The 24,206-nt window shown below is 71.3% G+C and carries 15 protein-coding genes and 1 pseudogene; 8 read left to right on the top strand and 8 right to left on the bottom strand.

Annotation, left to right across the window (positions count from 1 at the left end; all coding sequences use genetic code 11):
- Positions 1 to 29: 29 nt before the first annotated feature.
- The gene (locus ACU5E9_RS11125) at positions 30 to 2,162 is read right to left on the bottom strand and encodes a heavy metal translocating P-type ATPase (RefSeq protein WP_456809975.1); all 2,133 of its coding nucleotides are present in this window, start codon (positions 2,160 to 2,162) and stop codon (positions 30 to 32) included.
- Between the two features lie 99 nt (positions 2,163 to 2,261).
- Here ACU5E9_RS11125 and ACU5E9_RS11120 point away from each other — a divergent pair, with 99 nt between their 5' ends.
- Entirely contained in the window at positions 2,262 to 2,495 is a 234-nt protein-coding gene (locus tag ACU5E9_RS11120) for an SHOCT domain-containing protein (protein WP_456809974.1), read from the top strand.
- A 103-nt stretch (positions 2,496 to 2,598) separates the two neighbouring features.
- Here the strand turns inward: ACU5E9_RS11120 and ACU5E9_RS11115 are convergent, their stop codons facing one another.
- Together ACU5E9_RS11115 and ACU5E9_RS11110 are read right to left on the bottom strand one after the other, a co-directional pair.
- The gene (locus ACU5E9_RS11115; protein WP_456809973.1) at positions 2,599 to 9,129 is read right to left on the bottom strand and encodes an SCO7613 C-terminal domain-containing membrane protein; all 6,531 of its coding nucleotides are present in this window, start codon (positions 9,127 to 9,129) and stop codon (positions 2,599 to 2,601) included.
- 99 nt (positions 9,130 to 9,228) lie between these two features.
- Positions 9,229 to 10,044, bottom strand: coding sequence for an alpha/beta fold hydrolase (locus tag ACU5E9_RS11110; RefSeq protein ID WP_456809972.1), 816 nt, complete (start codon positions 10,042 to 10,044; stop codon positions 9,229 to 9,231).
- Between the two features lie 92 nt (positions 10,045 to 10,136).
- Here ACU5E9_RS11110 and ACU5E9_RS11105 point away from each other — a divergent pair, with 92 nt between their 5' ends.
- From ACU5E9_RS11105 to ACU5E9_RS11095, 3 genes are all read left to right on the top strand, one after another.
- Positions 10,137 to 10,760: a TetR/AcrR family transcriptional regulator gene (locus ACU5E9_RS11105; RefSeq protein WP_456809971.1), complete on the top strand. Its 624-nt coding sequence runs from the start codon at positions 10,137 to 10,139 to the stop codon at positions 10,758 to 10,760.
- Between the two features lie 111 nt (positions 10,761 to 10,871).
- Positions 10,872 to 12,452, top strand: coding sequence for an MFS transporter (locus tag ACU5E9_RS11100; RefSeq protein WP_456809970.1), 1,581 nt, complete (start codon positions 10,872 to 10,874; stop codon positions 12,450 to 12,452).
- A gap of 77 nt (positions 12,453 to 12,529) precedes the next feature.
- Positions 12,530 to 13,450, top strand: coding sequence for an AEC family transporter (locus tag ACU5E9_RS11095; protein ID WP_456809969.1), 921 nt, complete (start codon positions 12,530 to 12,532; stop codon positions 13,448 to 13,450).
- Positions 13,451 to 13,467: 17 nt separating this feature from the next.
- On the opposite strand, the gene ACU5E9_RS11090 is transcribed toward ACU5E9_RS11095, so the two are convergent.
- Positions 13,468 to 14,085 carry an antibiotic biosynthesis monooxygenase gene (locus ACU5E9_RS11090; RefSeq protein ID WP_456809968.1) on the bottom strand — a complete coding sequence of 206 codons (618 nt, stop codon included), beginning with the start codon at positions 14,083 to 14,085 and terminating at the stop codon, positions 13,468 to 13,470.
- 39 nt (positions 14,086 to 14,124) lie between these two features.
- The gene (locus ACU5E9_RS11085; RefSeq protein WP_456809967.1) at positions 14,125 to 14,865 is read right to left on the bottom strand and encodes an SDR family oxidoreductase; all 741 of its coding nucleotides are present in this window, start codon (positions 14,863 to 14,865) and stop codon (positions 14,125 to 14,127) included.
- A 37-nt stretch (positions 14,866 to 14,902) separates the two neighbouring features.
- Here ACU5E9_RS11085 and ACU5E9_RS11080 point away from each other — a divergent pair, with 37 nt between their 5' ends.
- Complete coding sequence (locus ACU5E9_RS11080; RefSeq protein WP_456809966.1) at positions 14,903 to 15,547, top strand: TetR/AcrR family transcriptional regulator; 645 nt, start codon at positions 14,903 to 14,905, stop codon at positions 15,545 to 15,547.
- Here ACU5E9_RS11080 and ACU5E9_RS11075 read toward each other — a convergent pair.
- Entirely contained in the window at positions 15,544 to 16,380 is an 837-nt protein-coding gene (locus ACU5E9_RS11075) for an exodeoxyribonuclease III (protein ID WP_456809965.1), read from the bottom strand. The genes ACU5E9_RS11080 and ACU5E9_RS11075 overlap by 4 nt on opposite strands.
- 68 nt (positions 16,381 to 16,448) lie before the next feature.
- Here ACU5E9_RS11075 and ACU5E9_RS11070 point away from each other — a divergent pair, with 68 nt between their 5' ends.
- From ACU5E9_RS11070 to cofC, 3 genes and pseudogenes are all read left to right on the top strand, one after another.
- On the top strand, positions 16,449 to 17,450 hold the full coding sequence (locus ACU5E9_RS11070) for a TIGR03557 family F420-dependent LLM class oxidoreductase (RefSeq protein ID WP_088457473.1): 1,002 nt from the start codon (positions 16,449 to 16,451) through the stop codon (positions 17,448 to 17,450).
- Between the two features lie 2 nt (positions 17,451 to 17,452).
- Positions 17,453 to 18,232: pseudogene (locus tag ACU5E9_RS11065) on the top strand (coenzyme F420-0:L-glutamate ligase); the annotation flags it as partial.
- 443 nt (positions 18,233 to 18,675) lie between these two features.
- Positions 18,676 to 19,350, top strand: coding sequence for a 2-phospho-L-lactate guanylyltransferase (cofC, locus tag ACU5E9_RS11060; protein ID WP_456809964.1), 675 nt, complete (start codon positions 18,676 to 18,678; stop codon positions 19,348 to 19,350).
- A gap of 128 nt (positions 19,351 to 19,478) precedes the next feature.
- On the opposite strand, the gene ACU5E9_RS11055 is transcribed toward cofC, so the two are convergent.
- Both ACU5E9_RS11055 and ACU5E9_RS11050 read right to left on the bottom strand, forming a co-directional pair.
- The gene (locus ACU5E9_RS11055; RefSeq protein ID WP_456809963.1) at positions 19,479 to 21,590 is read right to left on the bottom strand and encodes a fructose-specific PTS transporter subunit EIIC; all 2,112 of its coding nucleotides are present in this window, start codon (positions 21,588 to 21,590) and stop codon (positions 19,479 to 19,481) included.
- Between the two features lie 180 nt (positions 21,591 to 21,770).
- Positions 21,771 to 24,125, bottom strand: coding sequence for an arylsulfatase (locus ACU5E9_RS11050; RefSeq protein WP_456809962.1), 2,355 nt, complete (start codon positions 24,123 to 24,125; stop codon positions 21,771 to 21,773).
- Positions 24,126 to 24,206: the final 81 nt, after the last annotated feature.

Genomic DNA, 24,206 nt, shown 5'->3' with positions numbered 1-24,206 from the left:
GCTGACCGCGGGGCTCCTTTCTCGAAGGTTCAGCCGTCGGCAGCCGGGTAGCCGGCGCCGAGCACCCGGGCGGTACTCGAACCCGGGCGCAGGTCGAGGCGGCGAAGCAGCTGCGCGTTCAGGGCCACCACCACGGTGGACGCGGACATCAGCAGCGCACCCACCTCCATCGGCAGCACGAAGCCGACCGGGGCGAGCACCCCGGCGGCCAGCGGCACGGCGAGCAGGTTGTAGCCGGCGGCCCACCACAGGTTCTGCGTCATCTTGCGGTAGCCGGCCCGGGAGAGCTCGATCACCGAGAGCACCGAGCGCGGGTCGTCACTGGCCAGGATCACCCCGGCGGAGGCGATCGCCACATCCGTGCCGGCGCCGATGGCGATGCCCACGTTGGCCTGGGCCAGGGCCGGCGCGTCGTTGACGCCGTCACCGACCATTGCCACCCGGTGGCCCTCCCGCTGCAGGCCCGACACGGCCTCGGCCTTGTTCTCGGGGTGCACGCCGGCGAAGACCCGGTCGATGCCGAGCTGGGCTGCCACCGAACGGGCCACCGCCTCGGCGTCGCCGGTGATCATCACCACCGACACGCCCAGCGCGTGCAGGGCGTCCACCGCCTCCCGGGACTCGGGGCGCACGGCGTCGGCGAGGCCGATCGCGCCGATCACCCGGCCGCCCTGCAGCACGTGCAGCACGATGTCGCCCGCATCCGCCCACGCTGTAGTGGCCTCAAGCGGCGCGGCGTCGTGCCGGTCGAGCAGGCTCGGGCCGCCCACCGCGACGTCCCGGCCGGCGACCGTGGCGGTCACGCCCACCGCCGTCGCGGCCTGGAACCCGGTGGCCGCGGGAACAGCGACGGCCCGCTCGCGCGCTGCCGCGACGATGGCCCTGGCCAGCGGATGTTCGCTGTCGGCCTCGACCGCGGCGGCCAGCGCCAGCACCTCGGCGTCGGTGTGGCCGGCGGTGGCGTGCAGGTGGCCCACGACCGGCTCGCCCCGGGTGAGGGTGCCGGTCTTGTCGAACACCACGGTGTCGATGCTGCGCATGGTCTCCAGCGCGAGCCGGTCGGTGACGAGCACCCCGCCGCGGGCGGCGCGTTCGGTCGCGATCGACACCACGAGCGGGATCGCCAGGCCCAGGGCGTGCGGGCAGGCGATGACGAGCACGGTGATGGTGCGCACCACGGCGTCCTCCGGGCTGCCGAGCAGGCTCCAGGCGATCGCGGTGATCACGCCCACGCCGAGCGCAAACCAGAACAGCCAGCCCGCGGCCCTATCGGCCAGGCGCTGCGCCCGCGACGACGACCCCTGGGCCTCGGCGACGAGCCGGCGGATGCCCGCGAGCGCGGTGTCATCGCCGACCGCGGTCACCCGCAGCCGCAGGGCGGTGTCGGTGGCAACGGTTCCGGCCACCACCGGGGCGCCGGGACCCCGGCTCACGGGCCGGGACTCGCCGGTGATCATCGACTCGTCCACCTGCGCGGTCCCCTCGGTGACCCGGCCGTCCGCGGGGATCCGGCCGCCGGGCCGCACGACCACCAGGTCGCCCACCCGCAGCTCGGCCGGCGCCACACGGGTGACCTCGCCGGCATCCACCCGCTCGGCGGTGTCGGGCAGCAGCGCCGCCAGCGACTCCAGCGCGGACGCAGATTGGGCGAGCGAGCGCATCTCGATCCAGTGCCCGAGCAGCATGATCACGATCAGCAGCGCCAGCTCCCACCAGAAGTCGAGTTCCATGCTCAGGATGCCGAGGCTCGCGCCCCAGGAGGCGAGGAACGCCACCGTGATGGCCAGGGCGATCAGCAGCATCATGCCGGGGGAGCGGGTCTTGAGCTCGGTGATCGCGCCGGTGAGGAACGGCCGGCCGCCCCAGCCGTACATCACGGTACCGAGCACCGGGGAGACCCAGGCGGCCCACGCGGCGTCGGGCAGGTCATAGCCGAGCAGCGACGCGAACATGCCGCTGAATCCCACGACCGGCACGGCCAGCAAGAGCATCAGCCAGAACAGCCGGCGGAACTGGCCGACATGGTCGCCGTGGCCGGCGTGCCCCATCGCGCCGTGTCCCATTTCATCGTGGGCCATCGTGCCGTGCCCCCTCGTGCCGTGTCCCATTTCATCGTGGGCCATCGTGCTGCGGCTGGTGTCGTGCGTGCCATCGTGTTCCATGCCTCCAACGTATACCCCCTAGGGGTACCCTGCAAGGAATCGGGACTAGCGTGGAGCGTGCCGTCCATCCCTGGGCGGAACGAAGAACAGGAGTCGACAATGATGTGGGGATACGGAATGAATCCGGGCTGGCTCTGGCTGTACGGGCTGCTTTCCCTGGCCGCCGTCGTCGTGCTCATCGTGTGGACGGTGCGGGTGTTCCGCAACGATTCGAACAATTCGATCGGTCCCCGCCGCAGCGACGCCCGGCGCATCCTCGACGATCGGTACGCCCGCGGCGAGCTCACCGCCGAGCAATACCGGGAGCAGGTCGCCGAACTCGGCGAGCAGTAGTCCTGCATCCGCTCGTACCTCAAGGCGGAGAAACTCGGGGCGCGCCGTCGCAGCGGTCACGACACACCGACCGCGGCCGAGGATCTCCGCCTTTACGTGCCGCCTACCGGAGGGCGGAGACCTTCAGCGCCACCGTCTTGAGGTTCTGGATGCGCTGCTCGTACCGGGCAGCGAGCACGATCAGGAGCACGCCGCCGATGCCCAGCCACAGCCACCACGGCACCACGCCGTAGGCCAGCGAGATCCACGGCCAGAGCTGGGCCAGTGCGTGCACCAGCAGCACAACGGCGCCGATGAGGAACGGCGCCTGCAGCCGGCGTACGGTGCCGAGCACCAGCACCGCGACCGTGAGCACGCCCAGGCCCACGACCCGCCAGAGCGGGCTGTAGGTGAGGTCGAGGAACAACGACGGCAGCAGCAGCACCAGCAGGCCGGGGGCCAGGGTGATCCAGCTGCGCGCGGCGGGGGTGCGGTCCAGGTGCAGCAGCCCGCTCGCCACGAGGGCGAGGGCCAGCGGGATGGTGGCGATCTCGACCGGGTCCGGAACGCCCTGGGTCCACCCGGCGACGACCGAGACCCCGGCGCCAGCGAGGGCCACCCACGCGACGAGGCGCCCGAGCCGGCTCTCGTCGGCCCAGAACACGCCCAGGTACAGGGCCGAGAACAGCCACACCACCAGGACCACCCGGAGCATGGCCAGCGGAGCGTAATCCAGGGCCGGCAACTCGGCGAGCACCACCCCGGCCAGGGCGGCCATGACGAGCCCGTATCCGGCCCACACCGTTCGAAAGGGGCCGGTCGGGCCGGCGACCCGCGGGTCGGCCGGGTCGCTGGCGCCGGTCACGAGCACGGGCGAACCCGTCGTCGCGGATGCGGCCACCCAGGTGGTCCAGACCAGGCACGCCCCGGTGGCCACCAGCAGCAGCGCGGCCGGGATCAGCCACGCCTCGAGTTCCCCGCTGGGGCCGGACGGCCCGCGGTAGAGCGGCACGATCTGCAGCGCGGCGCTGGCCAGCACGGCCACGACGCCCACCACGCAGGCCGGCCAGGCGAGGATGCTCCACCGCGAGCGGGTCAGTAGCCAGGCACCCAGGATGCCGAGCGCGCCGCCGACGGCCAGGCCGAGAACCGGCCGCAGCAGCGTGCCGTCGGCGCCCTCGATGACGCTGGGCAGCACGGCCACCGCGAGTCCCACGGCCAGCCAGGTCTGCACGGCGAGCCGGGAGGGGGACGGCGCGCCACCATCCCTGCCCGGGCCCGGCCGGTGACCGAGCAGGCCGAGCACGATCAGCTGGCCGGCGACCAGGGAGAGTCCGAGCGGGATGGTGCCGAGTTCGAGCGGGTCGGGCAGGCCCAGGGTCCAGCCCTGCAGCAGGGCCACGAGCCCGGCGGCAATGGCGAACCAGGCGAGCACCGTGCCGGCGTTACTGCGGTCGATCCAGCGCACGGCCACGTGCAGAACGGCGAAGAGCACCACCAATCCGATCATCCGGGCGTCGCCGTACGGTGCGTACGGCAGGGCCGCGACTTCCGCCGCGAGGATCCCGAACAGGGCGAGGACGACGAGGCCGTAACCGAGCAACCGGCGCGGCTCACCGACATCCGTCGGGCGTTGCGCGGGACCGGCGGGCAGGCGGACCGCGCTCGGGGCGGGCGCGGGGCTGCCGGCGATGACCAGGGCACCGGCGGCGATGAGCAGGAGCGCCGCCGGCACCAGCCAGGCCTCGAGGCGCCCGTCCGGGCCGGCCGGCGTGCCGGCGAGCAGCGGTTGGATGCGCCCGCCCGCGGTGAGCAGCACGGCCGCCGCTCCCACGACCGTTCCCGGCCAGGCCAGGACGTTCCAGCGCGGCCGGTTCATCAGCAGCGCGCCACCCACGGCGAGCACGCCACCGGCGGCGAGGGTGAGCACCGGACGGAGCAGGTCGCCGTCCCAGCCCACGGCGACGCTGGGCAGCAGCGCGAGGGCCAGGCCCGTGCCGAGCCAGACCTGCAGCGGCAGCGGTGCCGCCCCGGGGGCGGGGTGGTCCGACCGGCCGAGCAGGCGGGCCGCGACCAGCTGGCCGAGCACGAGGGAGAGGCCGAGCGGCACGGTGCCCCACTCGATCGGGTCGATGAGGTCCCGGCCGGCGCCGGTGACCAGTGCGAGCACACCGGCGGCGATCGTGAACCAGGCCAGCAGGCTGCCGGCGCGGCTCCGGTCGGCCCAGCGCAGGATCACGTGCAGGGCGGCGAAGAGTCCGATCAGCGCGAGGGCCCGGCCGGCCGCGTACGGCAGGTAGGTCAGCGCGGTCGTCTCCGCGACGAGGATGCCCAGCAGGGCCAGGACGACGAGGCCGTAGCCGAGGGCGCGGGGCGGGGTGGGGCCGGCGGCAACGGCCTGTGCAGACGTGGCTTGCGCATCCGCCGGCGCACTCGTTTGCGCAGCCGACGGCGCGCGCGCAACGTCAACGGGCAGGACCGGGAAGGCCCGGATGACGAGGCCGCCCGCGACGATGAGGAGCAGGGCAGCCGGAACCAGCCAGGCCTCGAGCCGCCAGTCCGGTCCGTCGAAACCGGTGGCCAGCAGGGCCTGGATGCGCCCGGTCGCGGTCACGACGATCGTCGCGGATCCCACCAGCACGCCGGGCCACGCGACCAGGCTCCAGCGCGGGCGGGGGAGCAGCAACGCCCCGCCGACGGCGAGCAGACCGCCGAGGGCGAGGGTGAGGAGCTGCCGGACCGCGTCGTCGGTGAGGCCGGTGCCGCCCAGGGTGGTGTCGGCGGAGCGGGCCGCGACGGCGGCGCTGGGCAGCAGGGTGAGGGTGAGTCCGAGGCCGATCCAGTAGTGCGCGGCCGGTGCGGAGGTGCCCGCCCCGGAGGACCAGGGCCGGTTGAGCAGCAGCTGGCCGGCGACCAGGGCCAGGCCGACGGGGACGACGACGACCTCGAACGGGTCGACGGCGTCCACGAGGATCGCCGAGACGGCGGCCGCGCCGGCCAGTGCGATGCTGAACCAGGCCGTGACGGTGCCGAACGGAACCCGGGGTCGCCGCAGCGCGAGCACGTGCAGGATGCCGAGGAGAAGCACCAGCGCGATGGGCCGCGCAGCGCCGAGGCGGGAGGAGTCGAAGGCGGCCGCCTCCAGGGTAGTGAGGGTGGCCAGGGCCACCAGCACCATCACGAGGCTGGCCCGGTGCCGTACCAGCGGTGACGTGACATGGACTGGCCGTACGAGCAGGACCGCCGCGACGATGAGGAGCGCCGTGGCCGGCAGCAGCCATGCCTCCAGCACCGGCCCGGCGGGCCCGACGGCGGTGATCGTGCGGATCGAGCGCGCGACGGCGGTGACCAGCACAGCGGATGCGCCGGCCAGGCCGGCCGCGGCGAGGAAGGCCCAGCGCGGGGCGGTCCAGCGCACCAGCGCCGCACCGATGAGCAGCACGGCTGCGGCCGCACCAACGAGGATCGGGCGCAGCGCCGAACCGGTCTGCCCGGTCAGCGCGAGGGGAAGCAGGGCCAGGCCGAGGCCGGCGAAGGTGAGCAGCGCCGCTCCCGGGCTGGCCGCGACCGCGCGGTCGACCCGGCCGTACCGCCAAAGCAGCGCGGCCACGGCCAGCACGGTTCCGGCGACCGGGAGCACATAGGCCTCGATCGGGGTGGTGCCGCTGTCGCCGAGGCCCCACCAGAGCCCGGCCGTGGCCAGCACGAGCGAGAGCCAGCCGAGGTGGCGACGCCAGGAGCGGGAGGAGAATAGGCCGTCGGCGTCGACCGCGGTGAACAGGACCGCGACGCCGGTGAGCAGCAGGGCCAGCCAGCCGAGCTCGAGGTGGTCCAGGGGCAGGAACGCCGTCGCGAGCACGACCGCCGCGCCGACCTCCAGGCCCAGGCCCGCGCGGGAGGAGCGTCCGGTCACGCGCAGGACCAGGGCGAGGGCGACCGTGAGCAGGGTGGCGGTCGGCGCGGTGAGCCGCGTGAGAGCGGCGGGCGCATCCGTGACGAGCACGAGGTTGGTGGCCAGCGCCAGCAGAGCCGGCGCGACCAGGAGCGCGGCGGTGAACCGCTCTGCGCGCAGCCCGGGCGTCTGCCGCAGCGCCCAGAGCAGGGTCGCCGCCACGACGAGGACCGTGGCGAGGATGCCCAGGGTGGGCGCGAGGGGCGCGATGGTGGCGCGTGCGGCTGCGGGCAGCGCGTCGATGAGGCGGCCGGTGGGTGCCGCGATGAGATACAGGGTGGGTGCGAGCAGGGTCCAGTACGCCCAGCGGCGTTCGGTGTCGGTGAACCGGGCGACCCGGCCCAGCGCGACGAGCAGCTGCAGCACTCCCGTGCTGACCGCGACGGCCAGCACCGAGTGCAGCAGGAGCACGGCGCCGGTGGGCGGCGCGGCGAGGGTGAGCGCGGGTGGTGCGGCTGCGACCCCGATCAGGGTGAGCAGGATCGCGCCGGAGAGCAGGGCGCCCCGGCCGGCGGCGCGCGCCTGGCGGTCGAGGAGGTACCGGGCGACGACGAGCGCCGCTACCGCGGAGAGACTGCCGAGCCACCAGATCGAGCTGTCGGTCCAGCTGATGAGGTAGCCGATCGCTTCGGCGGCGACGAAGACCATCACCAGCTGCGGCCGGAACGTGCGGAGCCGCGGCCGGCTGCTGCGGGCCAGGAACAGGGCGGCAAGGGCGAGGGCGCCCAGCACCAGGTAGAGCGGCACGATCAGCCACAGCCACTGCGTGAAGGGCACGGCGAGCAGGAGGACGACGGCGCCGAACCAGGCGAGCAGCGGGCGGCGGGCACCGAGGACCCCGCCGGCCCTCCAGAATCCCGCCACCAGGACGGCGACCCCGGCCAACGCGGCCAGCGCCGAGGTGGACTCGCTGGTGACCCGTGCGATCGGGTCGGCGTAGCCGGCGATCAGGGATCGCAACAACGGGATCGCCGCGGTGGCCAGCGCCACGAAACCGGCCAGGGCGAGGAGGCACCCGGCGGTGATGGTTCCGGTGAGGAGGGGTCCACGGACGGGGCCGACCGCCCGGCGGCGCCAGGCGAGTTCGAAGCCCAGCGTGATCGTGGCGGCCACCAGCAGCGGCACCGACACCATCAGGTCGACGCTCTCGGTGCGCCAGGTGCACACCGTCACGCCGAGCACGCCGGCCAGCGCGGCCAGCGCGACGGATGCGTGCGCCGCCACCCGGGAGGAGGCATCCGGTCGGGCCGGCAGCAGCACGGTCAGGGCGTGCGCGGTCGCGACGAGGGCGACGACGCCGAAGGTCAGCAGGGGGGCCCAGGTCGAGCCGGGCTGCACGGCGCCGGCCAGGCCCGTCGCGGCCAGCAGGGCGAGGCCGGCGACGGCGAGCAGGGCGATCCGCTCGGCACGACGGTCGAGTGACGGCCAGAACCCGGCCGATCCGGGCACGGTGAACCGGTGCAGCAGGGCGCCGGCGGCGGCGCCGAGCGCGGCCAGGAACAGCCGGGTGAGCGGGGCGGCGTCGGCCGCGAACCCGGCGGCGAGCAGCCCGACGGCCGGCGCGACGGCGGCGAACCCGGCCACGCTGGCCACCCGCAGGGACGAGAGCGCGTGCCAGCCGAGGAACAGGACCGTGCACACGAGGAGGGCGGCGCCCCAATAGAGGAGTGCGTCGCCGTCACCGAAGCCGAACAGGTTGAGCCGCCGCATCGCCCAGGCGTCGAGGAGCACGAAGACCACGGCGAGCGCGCCGATGCCCTCCGCCGTGGCGACGAGGTGTTTGCGCCGCAGCAGCGCCGCCGTCACCAGCGTGCCGAGGGTGAGTACGGCGACGACGCTGGCGCGGAACGCGAGGCCGGTGACGATGAACGCGACGGTGAGGAAGAAGATCGCCGCGACCGACACCAGCGTGACGCCGACGAGCAGCAGCACGATCTGCACACTGGAACGCTTGTGCGGGGGCGGTCCGTCGGACGCGCCCGCCGGCGGCGGGGTGGCCGCGCGCGGCGGGGCGGCCGCGGCGAGCGGGCCGGCCGGGGCCGGCTGCGGGTGCTCGGCGGCCGGGGCGTCGGCCGGGGAGTCGGCAGGGGAGGCGGCAGGCGAGTCGGGCACAGACGCCGGGGCAGCGGAGACCGGCGGGCGGTATCCGGGCGCGGCGAACGGTGGCAGGTCGGGGGCGGCGGGGCGGTCCGGCCCGGCGGGGGCGGGGGCGGCAATCGTGGGGGAGGCGGGCGGCGCGGACGCGAGAGCGGCCTGGGACTGGGCGGCAGTCTCGGCTGCGACCTGGGCAGCGGCGTGTGCGGCAGCCTGGGCAGCGGCCTGTTCGGCGGCGAGCCGGGCGCCGGCCTCGCGGGCGGCCGCGGCATTCCGCTCGGTCAGCTCGGCGCGCGCCGCAACCTGCTCGCGGGCACGTTGCTGTGCCTCGGCCAAGGCGTTGGACTCAGCTTCGGCCACCTCGTGGCGGATCTGGCCGATCAACTGCACGCGCCTCTCGAGCGCCGCGGCGGCTTCCGTCGACGCGGCGAGCAGGTCGCGTGCGGCCGGATGGCGCAGGTCGAGCCCGCAGGACGGGCAGACCGGGGACGGCAGCGGGGTCCGGCAGGCCGGGCAGTGCGCGGTGCTGGTGAGGTCTGCCGTGCTGCGTGGCCAGAGAAAGCGCCCCGCGTACTGCGCGAAATCGCGAATCGAGCTGCTCGGTGACATCAATCCCCCTGATGAATGGTGCGGCCCCCACAGGTTAGTGGGTGCACCGGGGGCGCCGAGCGAGTTGCCCACAGGGGGCAAGGGGCGCTTTCGGGAGGCTTACAACCCGTTCTCGTTGAGCCAGCCGAGCAGCACCCGTTCCACATCGGCGGGGCGTTCCACGTTCGGCAGGTGCGCGGTGTCACGGAACACGCATCCGCTCGCGTCGGGCAGGGCGGCCAACAGGTACTCGTAGGCCGCCAGGACCTCCGACATGTCGTACTCGCCCACGGTGATGAGGCAGGGCACCTCGATGTCGACGACCCGGTCGTAGGCGGGTGGCTCGAGCGGGACCGAGACCGGATTCTCCTCGGCGTGCACGACATTCACCCGGTTGAGGGCGTAAGCGGCGGAGACGAACTCGGGGTCGAGGTCTTCCTCGCGGCGCAGCGGCCCGAAGTCCCAGATCGCGGCCTCGAGGCGGGCCAGCCGGTGCCAGTCCTGGGCGGCGAACGCCTGGTCGATCTCGTCGAACCTGGCGTCTTCCAGCTCGGTCAGTTCGGTGTCGGGGAACCCGCTCGGGCCCGACCCGATGGTGACCAGCCCGGCCACCCGGTCCGGGCTCTCCACGGCCAGGTCGATGGCGATCGTGCCGCCGCGGGAACAGCCGATCACCGTCGCCCGGGCGACGCCGAGGTGGTCCAGCAGGGCGAGGGCATCCGCCCGGTTGGAGAACTCGACGTCCTCGGTGCTGGTCTGGCCGAACCCGCGCGTGTCGAACCGGATGACGTAGTGCTCCCGGGTCAGCGCCGGGATCTGCGGATCCCACATGCGCAGGTTCGCGATGCCGGCATGAATGAGCAGCAGCGCCGGTTGCGACACGTGGCCGTGGGCTTCGTAGTACAGGCTCGCGCCCGGAACGTCGAGGTGAGGCATACATCGAGCGTACGGGAGGGGTGCCGCCCGGCGAAAGAGCCGGTCAATCGGCCGGGCTTACGAAGACCCTAAGTGTACTGTAGAGTACAGGTATGGCCGGGGAGATGAGCAAGCGCAGTTCCGAGCGCGCGGATGCCGTTCTGCAGGCCACCACGGACCTCCTCGCCGAGGTGGGCTACCCGGCGTTGACGGTAGACGCGGTCGCCGCCAGGGCGCACTCCTCCAAGGCCACCATCTACAAGAGCTGGCCCACCAAGACCGCCCTCGTCGTGGCCGTCGCGGCCCAGCTCGGGCCTGTGGCCATCCCGGTGCTCGACGACTCCCACACCCTCACCGAAACGGTGACCGCGATCGTGCATGCGGTGCACGGCCTCACCATCGGGCGCTTCGGCCAGCTGGTCCTGGCCCTCGACGCCGCCGGCCGGTCCGAACCCGAGATCATGGCGGCGGTGGAAAACTACCTCGCCGGCCCGCAGTACCGCGCGGTCAGTGCGGCCCTCGACGAATTGCAGCTGGCCGGCCGGATCGATGCCGCGGTGAACACCACCCTCGCCGGCCGGGTGATCCTGTCGTTGATCGTGGACCGGGCGCTCGCCCGTGGTGACCTCGTCTCCGCCGACGAACTGCACGGCATTGTGCGCGACTGGCTGGTGCCCGTGCTGGCACCGCAACAAATCGGTACCCGCACCCCGGGCCCGCCGGCCGGCCCCGGCTAACCGGCCCACCCCGCCGAACCTCGTCCCCGCACGCCTCCGCCCGCCCGGGGGCTTCCGTTGCGCGCCGACGCACGCAAACTTCCCACCCGCACCACCGTTTGGAGCACCACCATGTCCACATCCACCTCCACCCGCTCGGCTCCCCGGCCGTCCCGCGGCCGCACATCGGTCCGCGGCAACGCCGGCCTGTCCCTGGCCGCGGTCTGCTTCGGCCTGTTCATGGTCGGCCTCGACGGCACGGTCGTGTCCGTCGCGAACCCCGCCATCTCCGACGCCCTCGGCACCTCGTTCACCGAGCTGCAGTGGATCACCAACTCCTACCTGCTCGCCCTGGCCGTGTTCCTCATCCTCGGTGGCAAGCTCGGCGACCGGTTCGGCCGCAAGAAGATGTACCTCATCGGCGTCGCGGCCTTCGCCGTCACCTCGGTCGCCATCGGCCTCGTCGGCACGACCGAGGGCGTCATCGCCTTCCGGGCGTTGCAGGGACTGAGCGCGGCGTTGTTGATGCCGCAAACCCTCGCCCTGTTGCGGGCAACCTTCCCGCGGGAGAAGTTCGGCATGGCCATCGGCATCTGGGGCGGCGCGTCATCCGTCGCCATCGCCGCCGGACCCATCGTGGGCGGCGCGCTGGTCGGCACCGTCGGCTGGGAATGGGTCTTCTACATCAACGCGCCCATCGCCGTGATCGGCCTCATCCTCGGTGGCGTGGTGCTCAAGGAAAGCGCCGCCGCCACCCAGGCCCGGTTCGACATCCTGGGCGTGGTGCTGCTGGCCCTCGGCCTGTTCGCCGTGGTCCTGGCCGTGGTCCAGTCTGAGTCGTGGGGCTGGACCAGCCCGCTCACGCTCGGCGTCCTGGCCGGCGGGCTCCTCCTGATCGTGGCCTTCGTGCTCGTGGAGAACCGGGTGAAGGCTCCGCTCCTGCCGATGGCACTGTTCCGCAACCCCACCATCACCGTGGGTGCGCTGGCCGTCGCGGCCAACTTCTTCGCCCTGTTCGGGGTGACGTTCTTCCTCTCGCTGTTCCTGCTCAACTTCCGCGGCGAGGCCGGGATCGCCACCGGCGTCATGCTGTTGCCGCTGAGCGCGGTGTCGATCATCGCCTCGCCCATCGGCGCGGCCATGGTGAGCAGGTTCGGCATCCGCGTCACCATGTCGCTCGGCCTCGTGCTGGTCGGTGGTGCCCTGTTCGGCCTCACCCCGATCAGCATCGATTCGCCGTACATCGCTATGGCCGTCCCCTTCGTCGTGCTCGCGCTTGGCGTCGGTATGGTGATGACCTCGGGTGCCGAGGCCATCGTCGGCAGCGCACCCGTGCAGCTCGCCGGGGTCGCCGGCGGCCTGCAGGCCACGTCGCTGCAACTCGGTGGGGCGCTCGGCACGGCAGTGCTGGCGGCCATCGTCTCCGCAGGAACCGCGACCGGCCTCGGCGGCACGAGCTTCGCCGGCATGGAAGCGGTGGCCCAGGGCATCATCCCCACCGGGCTCGACGCCCAGACCACGGCACTGGCCAGGGATGCCTTCACTGGCGGCCTGTCGAGCGCGTTCATCGCGGCCGGTTGTGTGGCCATCGTGATCGCCATCGCCGCGGCGATCTTCGTGCGCAACCCGAAGGCGCACCACGGCGTGGACGAGGTCCTCCTGGAGACCGAGTCCGGTATTTCGGGCTCGTCGGCCGAGGAGCTCGTGCGTTAACGCGCCCACCGCGCGGGCCGGGGCCACCGCCGTAACCGACGGCAAGGTCGGCCGGATGGTGGCCCTAGGCTCGAAGGATGGGCGGTGTTCTGGTCGGGTTCTCGATCATCGGGTTTGTGATCCTGGTGGGCTACGTCGTCGAGCGCTCCGGCGTGGCCGGCGAGAGCGCCGGCCGGGTGCTCAACCGGATCGCCTTCTTCGTGGCAACCCCGGCGCTGCTGTTCACCGTGCTCTCGCACGCGGATGTGCACGTGCTGTTCTCCGCGTTCCTCGCCACGGTGCTCTGCAGCGTTGCCGCTGGCATGGTGCTGTATATCGTGCTGGACAGGATTTTCTTCCGAAACCCGCTCCCGGAGACGGTGCTCGGCGCCACCAGCGCCACCTACGTGAACGCGAACAACATCGGCCTGCCGGTGGCCATCTACGTGCTCGGCAGCGCCCAGTACGTGGCCCCGGTGCTGTTGCTGCAGCTGCTGGTTTTCGCACCGATCACCCTGGGCATCCTCGACGCGTCCACGCGCGGGCGGGTCTCGGTGCGCAGCATCCTCACCCAGCCGCTGCGCAACCCGATGATCATCGCGTCCATCCTCGGCGTGACCGTCGCGGCTCTGGGCATCCCGGTGCCCGACGCGGTGATCGCGCCGCTGGACATCATCGGCGGCGCCGCGATCCCGCTGGTTCTGATGTCGTTCGGCATGTCGCTGCACGGCCAACGCCTGCTGCAGGCCGGCTCCGGACGCAAGCAGGTGGCCGTCGCCGCGGCGATCAAGGTGGCGCTGATGCCCGTGATCGCCTACCTGATCGGTCGTTTCGGGTTCGGGCTCGACGGCGCAGAGCTGTTCGCCGTGGTCACGGTGAGCGCGCTGCCGACGGCGCAGAACATCTTCAACTTCGCCTCCCGCTACGACCGTGGGGTGGTGGTGACGCGGGACACCGTGCTGGTCACCACGATCGGCGCGGTCCCCGCCTTGGTGATCGTGGCGGCGCTGCTCGCCTGAGCCGGTCCGGGACCGGATCAGGCCTTCGTCTTCGGCGCCTTCTGCAGCCAGGGTCGCAGCCGGCGGGTGATGAACGGCATCACCAGGTAGGTCATCGTGGGCGCCATCACGCAGGTGGTCAACAGGATGCGCAACACGGTCGGGATGTCATTCCAGTGCGGGTCCACGCCGGTGACCAGGTAGGTGAACAGCACGTTCAACGGGAAGAAGCCCAGCCCGATGGCCACGGCCTGCTTCCACCGCGGCGGCTGGACCGGCGCGGTCGGTCCCGCGTTGGCCTGCGACTCGTCGAACCAGCCCTCGATGCCGGTGCGCCGCACCACATGGGACTCGAGCACCAGGCCCTCACCCTCGAGCAGCCAGCTGGTGCGGGCGATCGAGTTCTCCCACGCCTCCAGGGAGGCGGCATCCTTGAACTTGTAGAGCATGTGCCAGTGCCCGGAGCCGGCGTGCGCGCGCACCCAGCCGGAGCCGAGGAAGCCCGGGTACTCGTTGGCGAGGTCCATCCCGGTCTGCACCCAGTGGGTGGCCTCGTCGAACCGGTCCGGGTCGACGCGACGGCGGATGGAGACGGTGACGGGTACGTCCGCGGCTGCTTGTGGCGCCGCGTCGTTCCCGGATGCAGCAGGAGACATGCGTCCAGTATGGGCGACGCCGCTCCCACAGGTCGAGCCTCAGCCCTGACGCGTCGGCCTGATCGTCAGGTCGCCGATTTCGACGTCGTGGGGCTGTTCGATCGCGAACGCGATCGCCCGGGCGACGGCTGCGGCGGGGATGCCCATGGTCGCCATCGACGCCTGCGCGGCCTCTCGGATCCGGACGTCCGCGATGGCGTCGACGAGTTCCGTTTGCACGTAGCCGGGGGAGATCGAGGTCGTGCGCAGGACTCCATCCGTCGACTCTTGCCGCAGGCCTTCCATCAGGGTCCTGACGGCGTTCTTCGTGGCCGCATAGACGGCCTGCGTCGGCACGATCTTGATTCCCGACGTCGATACCGTGGTCACGAAATGTCCGCGTCCCTGCGCCTGGAAAACCGGCATTGCCGCAGCGATGCCGTTCAATACGCCGCGGAGGTTCACGTCGATCATCGACGACCAGCCGGCCGTATCGAGTTCACTGATCGGGGACAAAGATGAAACCCCGGCGTTTCCGACGAAGACATCCAAGCGGCCGAACGAAGCGACGGTGCGAGCGACGAAGTCCACGACCGTGGATGCTGACGCGACGTCGACATCGCACGCGATGGCCCGCCCGCCCGCCGCGACAATCTCCGCCGCGAGGCTGTCCAGCCGGTCGGTACGACGCGCCCCGAGCGCTACGAGGGCACCGCGCTCCGCAAGCAATCGGGCCGTCGCTTCGCCGATGCCGCTGCTTGCTCCCGTGATGGCAACTACCGTGCCGGTTATGTCGTTCATTCTCGTAGCCAATCGATCGTTTCGTTAGAGTGGACACGTGTCCGCTTTGCTTAACGATACGGACACGTGTCCGTTTAAGCAACCGATGTCTCCGTGGAAGCCAATGAATCCTTCAACGCCCCGGGCAGACGCTCGAAACAACCGCGCTCGCATTGTCGAGGCGGCCCGCGACGCGATTGCGGCGGCCGGGCCAGACGGCGAGTTGCGGCTGAACGCGATCGCCCAGCAGGCCGGCGTGGGCCAGGGCACCCTCTACCGGCATTTTCCGACTCGCGCCGACCTGCTTGTCGAGGTGTACCGGCACGATGTCGACGAGCTCGTTGCCCTGGCCGGCACACTCCTCCAGACAGAAGCGCCGCTCGATGCGCTCGTTCTCTGGTTTGACCGCGTCGCCGACTATGCCCGCGTCAAACGCGGAGTTTTCGCGGCCGTCGAGGCCTCGGTGTGGAAGGACCTCAGCGCGCACAGTCTCGGCCCGATCGGAGAAGCGCTCACTCTGCTGCTCGATGCCGGCCGCGCCGCCGGCGTCATTCGCGCAGATGTCGATGCCCAGGACGTGATTACTCTGATCGGTTTCCTCACCCGCCTGGCGGAGTCCGAGTGGGACGAACGTTCCCGCCATCTGCTCGCCATCGTGCTCGACGGCCTGCGGGCTCCCGCCGGGGGCGGGAGGGACCGCTAGAAAATCATCGGGCGGTCGTCGTCCTCGTCGTCGCCCTGGATGTCCACCACCACGGGCACGTGGTCGCTCGGGGCGTCGCCCTTGCGCTCGTTGCGGTGGATGCTCGCATCCGTGACAAGCTCGCCGAACGCGGGTGAGCCGAGGATGAAGTCGATGCGCAGGCCCTCGTTGCGCGGGAACCGCAGCTGCTTGTAGTCCCAGTAGGTGAAGCCGTCCGGCACGATCGGGCGCACCACGTCGGTGAAGCCCGCGGTCTCGAACGCCTCGAACGCGCTGCGCTCCTGGGGTGAGATGTGGGTGGAGACGCCGGGCACCAGGGTGGGGTCGCCCACATCGGAGTCGAGCGGGGCCACGTTCCAGTCGCCCATCAGCGCCATCGCGAGCTTCGGGTTGCGGGCCAGCTCGTCGGCGGCGTGGGTCTTCAGCCGGGCCAGCCAGTCGAGCTTGTAAACGTAGTGCGGGTCGTCGAGCGAGCGACCGTTGGGCACGTAGAGGCTCCACAGCCGCATGTCGTTCACCGTCACGCCCAGGGCGCGGGCCTCCAGCGGCAGGCCCGGGCCCTCTTCGCCCTTGAGGAAGCCGGGCATCTCGGGGAACGCGGTGACGACATCCGTCATCTCGTGGCGGCTGGCGAAGGCGACGCCGTTCCACTGGCTGAGCCCGTGGATGGCGAGCTCGTAGCCGGCGTCCTCGAAGGCCTGGGCCGGGAACTGCTCGGGTTTGCACTTGATCTCCTGCATGGCGAGCACGTCGATGTCCTCCCGCACCATCCAGTCGACCGTCCGATCGACGCGGGCACGGATGGAGTTGACGTTCCAGGTGGCAATGCGCATGCCTCCAGCCTATTTGCCCCGGCCCGGTGAGAAACCTCGCCGACACACGTGAGTGGCAGGATGGCTACATGTCTGAATTGCAGATCGGTTACGCGGCCATGTTGGAACAGTTCGCCCCCGCCGAGGCGGTGGCCCTGTCGGCGTACGCGGAGGAGCACGGCTTCTCCGGCGTGATGGCGGCGGACCACTTCCAGCCCTGGGTGCCCGCGCAGGGCGAATCGTCGTTCGTGTGGAGCGTGCTCGCCGCAATCGGTGAACGCACCAAGGGCGACATGGGCCCCGGCGTCACCGCACCCACCTTCCGCTGGCACCCCGCGATGGTGGCGCAGGCATCCGCCACGCTCGCCTCGATGTACCCCGGCCGGCACTGGTTGGGCCTGGGCTCCGGCGAGGCGCTGAACGAGCACATCGTCGGCGGCTACTGGCCGGAGGCGCCCGAGCGCATCAACCGCATGTTCGAGGCCATCGAGATCATCTCCAAGCTGTTCACCGCGTCCATCGCGGGCAAGGACGTCAAGCACTCCGGCCAGTTCTTCAAGCTCGAGTCCACCCGGCTGTGGACCATGCCGGAGGTCGCGCCCGAGATCCTCGTCGCCACCGCCGGCCCGGTCACCGCCAAGCGCGCCGGCCGGCACGCCGACGGCCTCATCACGGTCGGCGCCCCGCTGGAGAAGATCTCCATGCTGTTCGGCAAGTTCGACGACGGCGCCCGCGAAGCCGGCAAGGACCCGTCGACGATGCCCAAGGTGCTGCAGCTGCACATGAGCTGGGCCGAGACCGACGAAGAGGCCATGGCCAACGCGCTGCACGAGTGGCCCAACGGTGGCATGAAGTTCCCCAAGGGCGACATCCGTTCGCCGTTCGAGTTCGAACAGATGGCCAAGCTCGTGCGTCCCGAGGACTTCGAGGGCCGGATGATCATCTCCGCCGACCCCGACGACCACCGCGCCTACATCCAGAAGTTCGTCGACCTCGGCTTCGACAAGATCTACCTGCACAACGTGGGCCGCAACCAGCGCCAGTGGATCGACGTCTTCGGCCGCGACGTGCTGCCGAAGCTCGCCCGGTAGCGATGCCATCCGCGGCTGACGGAACACACCCCCGGCTCGAGGTGTTCGTGCTGCCCGGGATCGGCGAGATCCGGGCCGGCGACGACTTGGCGGCGATCATCCTGGCCGCCGCCGGAGCCAACCTGGCCGATGGTGACATCCTGGCCGTGACCAGCAAGATCGTGTCCAAGGCCGAGGGTCGCCAGGTGGCGGCGGCCGACCGGGAGCAAGCGATCACCGACGAAACCGTGCGGGTCGTGGCCACCCGGCCGCATCCCGGCGGGGTCACCCGCATCGTCGAGAACCGGCAGGGGCTCGTGATGGCCGCCGCCGGCGTGGACGCCAGCAACGTGGCCGACGGCACGGTGCTGCTGTTGCCGATCGACCCGGATGCCTCCGCCCGCGCCCTCTGTGCGTCCTTGCGCGCCGCCACCGGACTGAGCCTCGGCGTGCTGATCACCGACACCGTCGGCCGCCCGTGGCGGGACGGCCAGACCGACATCGCCATCGGCGCCGCCGGGGTGGCCGTGCTCGACGACCTGCGCGGCAGCATGGATGCGCACGGCCGGCGCCTCGACGTCACGGTCGCCGCCGTCGCCGACGAGATCGCCGGCGCGACCGACCTGATCAAGGGCAAGACGAGCGGTAACCCGGTCGCCGTACTGCGCGGCATGGGGCAGCTGGTCGGAGCGATCGACGCGGGGGACCGCGGTGCCCGGCGCCTGTTGCGCGACAGCGCGAACGACATGTTCCGGGTGGGCAGTGCGGAGGCGTACGCCGAGGGGTATGCGGCCGGGCTGGCGGCGGCTGGGCTGGCGGGGGCGGGCGCTGCGGCATCCGTCGCGCAGGCTGACATGGGTGAAGCGCGTGCGCCCGCGCCCGCTGATGCCGTGGGAACGATCAGGGCGGCTGAAGACGTATCAGCGCCCGCCGACGTGCCGGAAAGTGCCCCTTCAGCTCCCGCCAAGGGGGATATTGCGGCAACTCGCGAGAATCCTGCTGCCGACTTGCCGCAAAATGCCCCTTCCGCGGCCGCCAAGGGGGATTCTGCGGCAACTCGCGGGACGGACGCTCCCGGCGCCGGTGGTGAGTTGACAGTTGGCGCCCGCTCCGAGCGCCGCAATGGGCCCGACGTGGCATCTCGCGGGATTCCGGCCGCCGAGTTGCCAGTTGGCGCCCCCTCCGAGCGCCGCAATGGGCCCGACGTGGCAACTCGCGGGACCGCATCCGCGTGAGTTGGGTGTGCGTGGTGCCCGTCAAGGGCAGCGCGGGAGCCAAGAGCCGGCTGGGCGACCTGCCGGAGCCGTTTCCCGCGCGCGGCCAGCTGGCCGAGGCGTTCGCGCTCGACACCGTGGCCGCGCTGCTCGCGGCCGGCAGTGTCGAGCGGGTGCTCGTCGTGACGGCCGACCCGGCCGCCGCCGCACCGCTGGCTGCCCTGGGCGCCCAGATCGTGCCCGAGGTGCGGCCAGCACACCCGTCGGATGTCCCGGCGGGGGCGCTGGCGGCCCCTCGCGACCCGCTCAATGAGGCCATCACCCAGGGCGTCCGGATGGCTCACGAGCAGTACCCGCTCTGCCACGTCGCCGTGCTCACCGGGGACCTGCCCGCCCTCACGACCAGCGACGTCAACGCGGCCCTCACCGCCGCATCCGAGCACGACCGCGCGATGGTCGCCGACGAGGAAGGCACCGGCACCACCACGCTGCTCGCCCGCGCCGGCATTCCCCTCGTTCCCCGCTTCGGCCCGGGCTCCCGTGCCGCCCACGAAGCCGCCGGGCACGTGCCGCTCCACCTCCCGGCAACGGCCTCGATCCGCCGCGACGTCGACACCGTGGACAACCTCGCCGAGGTGCTGCGCCGCGGAGTCGGCGCGCATACCAGTGCGCTCCTCGCCCGCTCCCAGCCTGGGGCCGGTTTGTAGGTTCAGGCGTCCCAGGGTCCCACTCCGGCATCAAACCAGGAAATAGTGAGGTCACAAGGACTCCCGCGGCCCGGGTGTCCTCAGATACTCACTTTTTCCTCGAAAACGGATGCCGGTGCGACCAGCTGCTACAGCGGGGCGGGGGCCGTGGGGCGCACCGAGCTGGCCAGCGCCGCGAGCACGTCGGCCGGGGTGGCGGCCATCTCGATCGCGGCCCGGAAGGACGGCTTCATCAGGCTGCGGCTCAGCTGGGCGAGCACCTTGAGGTGCTCCGTGCCGGCCGCCGCCTCGGGCACCGCGATCATGAAGATCAGGTGCGCCGGGGCTTCGTCGAGCGAGTTCCAGTCCACGCCGGCCTGGCTGCGCGCGAATGCCAGCACCGGTGTGGTGGCGCCGTCGGACTTCGCGTGCGGGATGGCGATGCCCTCGCCGATGCCGGTGGTGCTGATCAGCTCCCGGTCGAGGGCCGCACGCACGACGGCATCCTCGTCGAGCACCCGGCCGGTGGCCGACATCAGGCCGGCCAGGCGACGGATGACGGCGTCCCGGTCGGTGTCGTCGATGTCGAGCACGATGGTGCGTTCGTCGATGTAGTCGAGCACGGTCTTGGGTGCGGGGGAGGCCGACCCGGCGACGAGTGCCACCGGGGCGACGGCTCCCGGCAGCACATCGGCCGGAGCCGTGCCGGCCGGAGCCGTGCCAGCCGGAACCGTGGCGGCCAGGACTGCGTCAGAGGGAGCCGCCGTGACCGGGTCCGCGGCACTCCGGATGGGGGCGACGGTGTCCGCATCCGCCTTCTGGGTCCGGCGCACCGAGATGCCGATCAGCAGCACCGACACGAGGGCGGTCACGACCACGCCGGTCAGGATCGCGACGAAGTACATCGGCACCCCGCTGACGGCGCCGAAGACGGCCACGATCGGCCCACCGTGCGGCACCGCGTTGGTGACGCCGGCGATCGCGGCGATGGCCCCGGCGACGGCGCCACCGAGCACGTTCGCCGGGATGACCTGCAGCGGCCGGGCGGCGGCGAGCGGGATGGCGCCCTCGGTGATGCCGAAGAAGCCCATGAACAGGGCGGCGATGCCGGCCTCGCGTTCCACCGGGGTGAAGAAGCGGCGACGGATGACCGTGGCCAGTCCCATGCCGAGCGGCGGCACGGCGATGGCCGCGGCGACCATGCCCATCGGGCCGGGGTTGCCGGAGGCGATCAGGGCGCTGCCGAACAGGAACGCGGTCTTGTTGATCGGGCCGCCCATGTCGAACGCAACCATGGCACCGAGGATCAGGCCGAGCACGACGACGCTGCCGCCGTCGAGGCTGGCGAGGAAGTCGGTCATCGAGGAGAACACCCAGGCGATCGGCTGGCCGAGGGCGAGCACGAACAGGCCGCCCACGACGAGGGTGGTGATGACGGGGATGACCAGGATGGGCATGATCGGCTTGATGAAGCGGTGCACCGGGATCTTCTTGATGCCCAGCGCCACGAAGCCGACCAGGAACCCCGTGACGATGCCGCCGATGAAGCCGGCACCCGACTCGGAGTTGTAGAACGAGCCGGTGGTGGCGATCCAGCCGCAGATCATGCCCGGAGCGAGCCCGGGCCGGTCGGCGATCGCGTAGGCGATGAAGCCGGAGAGGATCGGCACCATCAGGGTGAAGCCGAGCACGCCGATCTGGTTGATGGTGAACCAGAAGCTGTCCTCGGGAATCACGAGGCCCTGCGGGGTGGCCTCGCCGCCGACCGACAGCGAAATCGCGATCAGCAGGCCGCCGACCACGACGAACGGGATCATGTACGAGACGCCGTTCATTAGCGCCCGGTAGATGAACCCGCCGATGTCGCGCTTGCCGGCGCTCGCCGGCGCATCCGTCGTGACGGCGGCGGTGCCGGTGGGGGAGGCGGCGAGGGCTTCGGCGATCAGGGCGGCCGGGCGGTGGATGCCGTCGGCCACGCGGGTGGAGACGATGCGCTTGCCGCCGAAGCGGGAGAGGTCGATCTGGGTGTCGGCGGCGATGACGATCGCGTCGGCGCGATCGATGTCGGCCTGGCTGAAGGTGCCCTCAACGCCGACGGAACCGTGGGTCTCCACCCTGATCTGGTAGCCGAGTTCGGTGGCGGCGGCGTCGAGTTTCTCGGCGGCCATGTAGGTGTGGGCGATGCCGGTGGGGCAGGCCGTGATGGCCAGGATCAGCACCGTGGGCGGCGCCACGGTGGTGTCGATCGGGTTCGCAGGCATGGTGCGGTGTCCTTCCGGGACGTGGCCGGCGGCATCTGGCCCGTCGGCCGTGGAGCGCGTGCCCACCCGGGTGACGGATGCAGCAGCCTGCCCAGCGTACAGTCGTCACCTGGCCGGGCCGAGAGGCTTTGGACCCTGCCCATCGGCCCGGCGGCGTCCGGCGACGCCCGCGGCGTGCCGCTACTCGCGCATCAGCATGGCCTGGGCCTCCCGCTCGAGGTCTACATACGGTTCGCCGCTCACATCGACGGCCACCCGGTTGATGGTGCCGCCCGTGAACGCCCACGGCGCGGTGCCGGCGTAGTCGGTCACCGCCTCACCGCTGTCGCGGCCCACGCTCAGGCCCTCGCCCGCGATCGAGAACTTGGCCGGCTGGGTCTTGATGCGGCCCTCACCCACCTTCGTGTCGCCGTAGTACAGCCTGAGCAGGCCGGTGGCCACGTGCGGCGGGTCCTCGCCGTCTTTGTCGAAGGAAGCGGAGAGGATCAGATTCTCGCCCACCGGCAGGTCGGCGTCGGCGGAGATCTTCTGCTCGAACAGTCCGACGAAATTGTTGACGTAGTGCAGCCGGTTGTTCGCCACGTAGAGGGCGTGGCCGCCGAACCTGGAGCCCTGGGCGAAGAGCACGCCCTCGGCTCCGGCACCGGGCAGGTCCACCAGGGCGCCGATCACGAACGACCGGTTGCGCGTGTTGACCGCTTGCGATTCCGGCACCTCCGACGTGTGCGGGTAGTAGACGTAACGGTTCCGCGGAGGCGACAGCACCGGCCGGGGCGTGATGAAGATCTCGAACGCCGACCGGTCGTCCAGCGGAAATGCCTGGTTCGCGCCTGCCTCGGCGAACCACAGGTTCTCCAATTCCCGCACCTTCTCCGGATGCTCGGACGCCAGATTGTGCAACTCGCCACGGTCCACATCGGTGTTGTACAGCTCCCACTCGTCCTCGTTGAAGTGGCTCCAGCCGCTCAGGGTCGGGTGCGTCGTGATCGCCTTCCAGCCGTCGTGCCAGACGGCACGGGAACCCAGCATCGAGTAGAACTGGGTGCGGCGGGTGGTCGGCGCGGCCGCATCCGTGAAGGCATACCGCATGCTCACCCCGTCGAAGCGGCTCTGCACGTGCCCCTTGATGCGCTCGGGCGGTTGCACGCCGAGCACGTCGAGGATGGTCGGGGTGATGTCGACGGCGTGGTGGTACTGGTCGCGCAGCTCACCGCGGGCGGGCATCCCGGCCGGCCACGACATGATGCACGGGTCACAGGTGCCACCGTTGAACTCGTAGCGCTTCCACATCTTGAACGGGGTGTTGAACGCCATCGCCCAGCCGTTCGGGTAGTGGTTGTAGGTGGACGTGCCGCCGAGCTCGTCGAGCATCTTGAGGTTGTCGGCGATCTCGTCGGGGATGCCGTTGGCGAACTTCATCTCGTTGACCGACCCGTTCGGGCCGCCCTCGCCGCTGGCGCCGTTGTCGGAGACCACGATGACCATGGTGTTGTCGCGTTCGCCGAGCTCGTCGAGGTAGTCCAGCAGCCGGCCGATCTGGTGGTCGGCGTGGGAGAGGAATCCGGCGTAGACCTCGGCCATCCGGGCGAACAGGCGCTGTTCGTCGGCGGTGAGGGAGTCCCAGGGTCGGGTCATGTCCATCAGCGGGAACGGTTGCCCGTCGGGCCCCGAGCGGGTGTCGGGGGTGCCGAGCGGGTTCATCGGCGGCAGCTCGGTGTCGGCCGGCACGATGCCCATCTTCTTCTGCCGGGCGAGCGTCTCCTCGCGGATCGCCTCGTAGCCCATGTCGAACTGGCCCTTGTACTTGTCGGCCCACTCCCGGGGCGCCTGGTGCGGAGCATGCGCGGCGCCGGGCGCGTAGTAGAGGAAGAACGGCTTCTCCGGCGCGATGACCTTCGAGTCCTTGATGAACTCGATGGCCTTGTCGGTGATGTCCACGGAGAAGTGGTAGCCGTCTTCGGGCAGGGCGGGCTGGTCGACCGGGTGGTTGTCGTAGACGAGCTCGGGGTACCACTGGTTGGTCTCGGCGCCGAGGAAGCCGTACCAGCGTTCGAAGCCGCGGCCGGTGGGCCAGTTGCGCCGGGTGGAGGCCACGTTCATCTCGTCGTCCGGGCACAGGTGCCACTTGCCCACCATGTAGGTGTTCCAGCCCAGCTCGCCGAGGATCTCGGGCAGCATTCCATTCTCCGGCGGGATGGTGCCGCTCGCGTTGGGGAACCCGATCGCGGCCTCGGTGATGCACGCCATGCTGTTACGGGTGTGATTGCGCCCGGTCAGCAGGCACGAGCGAGTCGGCGAGCACAGTGCCGTCGTGTGCCACTGCGTGTATTTGACCCCGGCATCCGCCACCCTGTCGATGTTGGGGGTCTGGATCGGTCCGCCGTAGCTGGACATCGCCGAGAAACCCACGTCGTCGAGCACGATGTAGACCACGTTGGGCGACCCGGCCTTGGCCTTGGGTGGTTCGAACGGCGCCCAGTCCGGTTCCGAATCGCGGATGTCGACGTTGATGGTGCCTGTGAACGGTACGGGCATGGGACTCTCCGATCGCTTTGACGAAATCGGGCCGTCCCACGAAGGGCCCTCGGTCAGCGGACGCTGACGGGAGCGACTGTA

Source organism: Cryobacterium sp. AP23 (assembly GCF_054075385.1).
The sequence above is the reverse complement of the archived record's forward strand: the minus strand, read 5'-3'. Positions and strand labels throughout refer to the sequence as shown.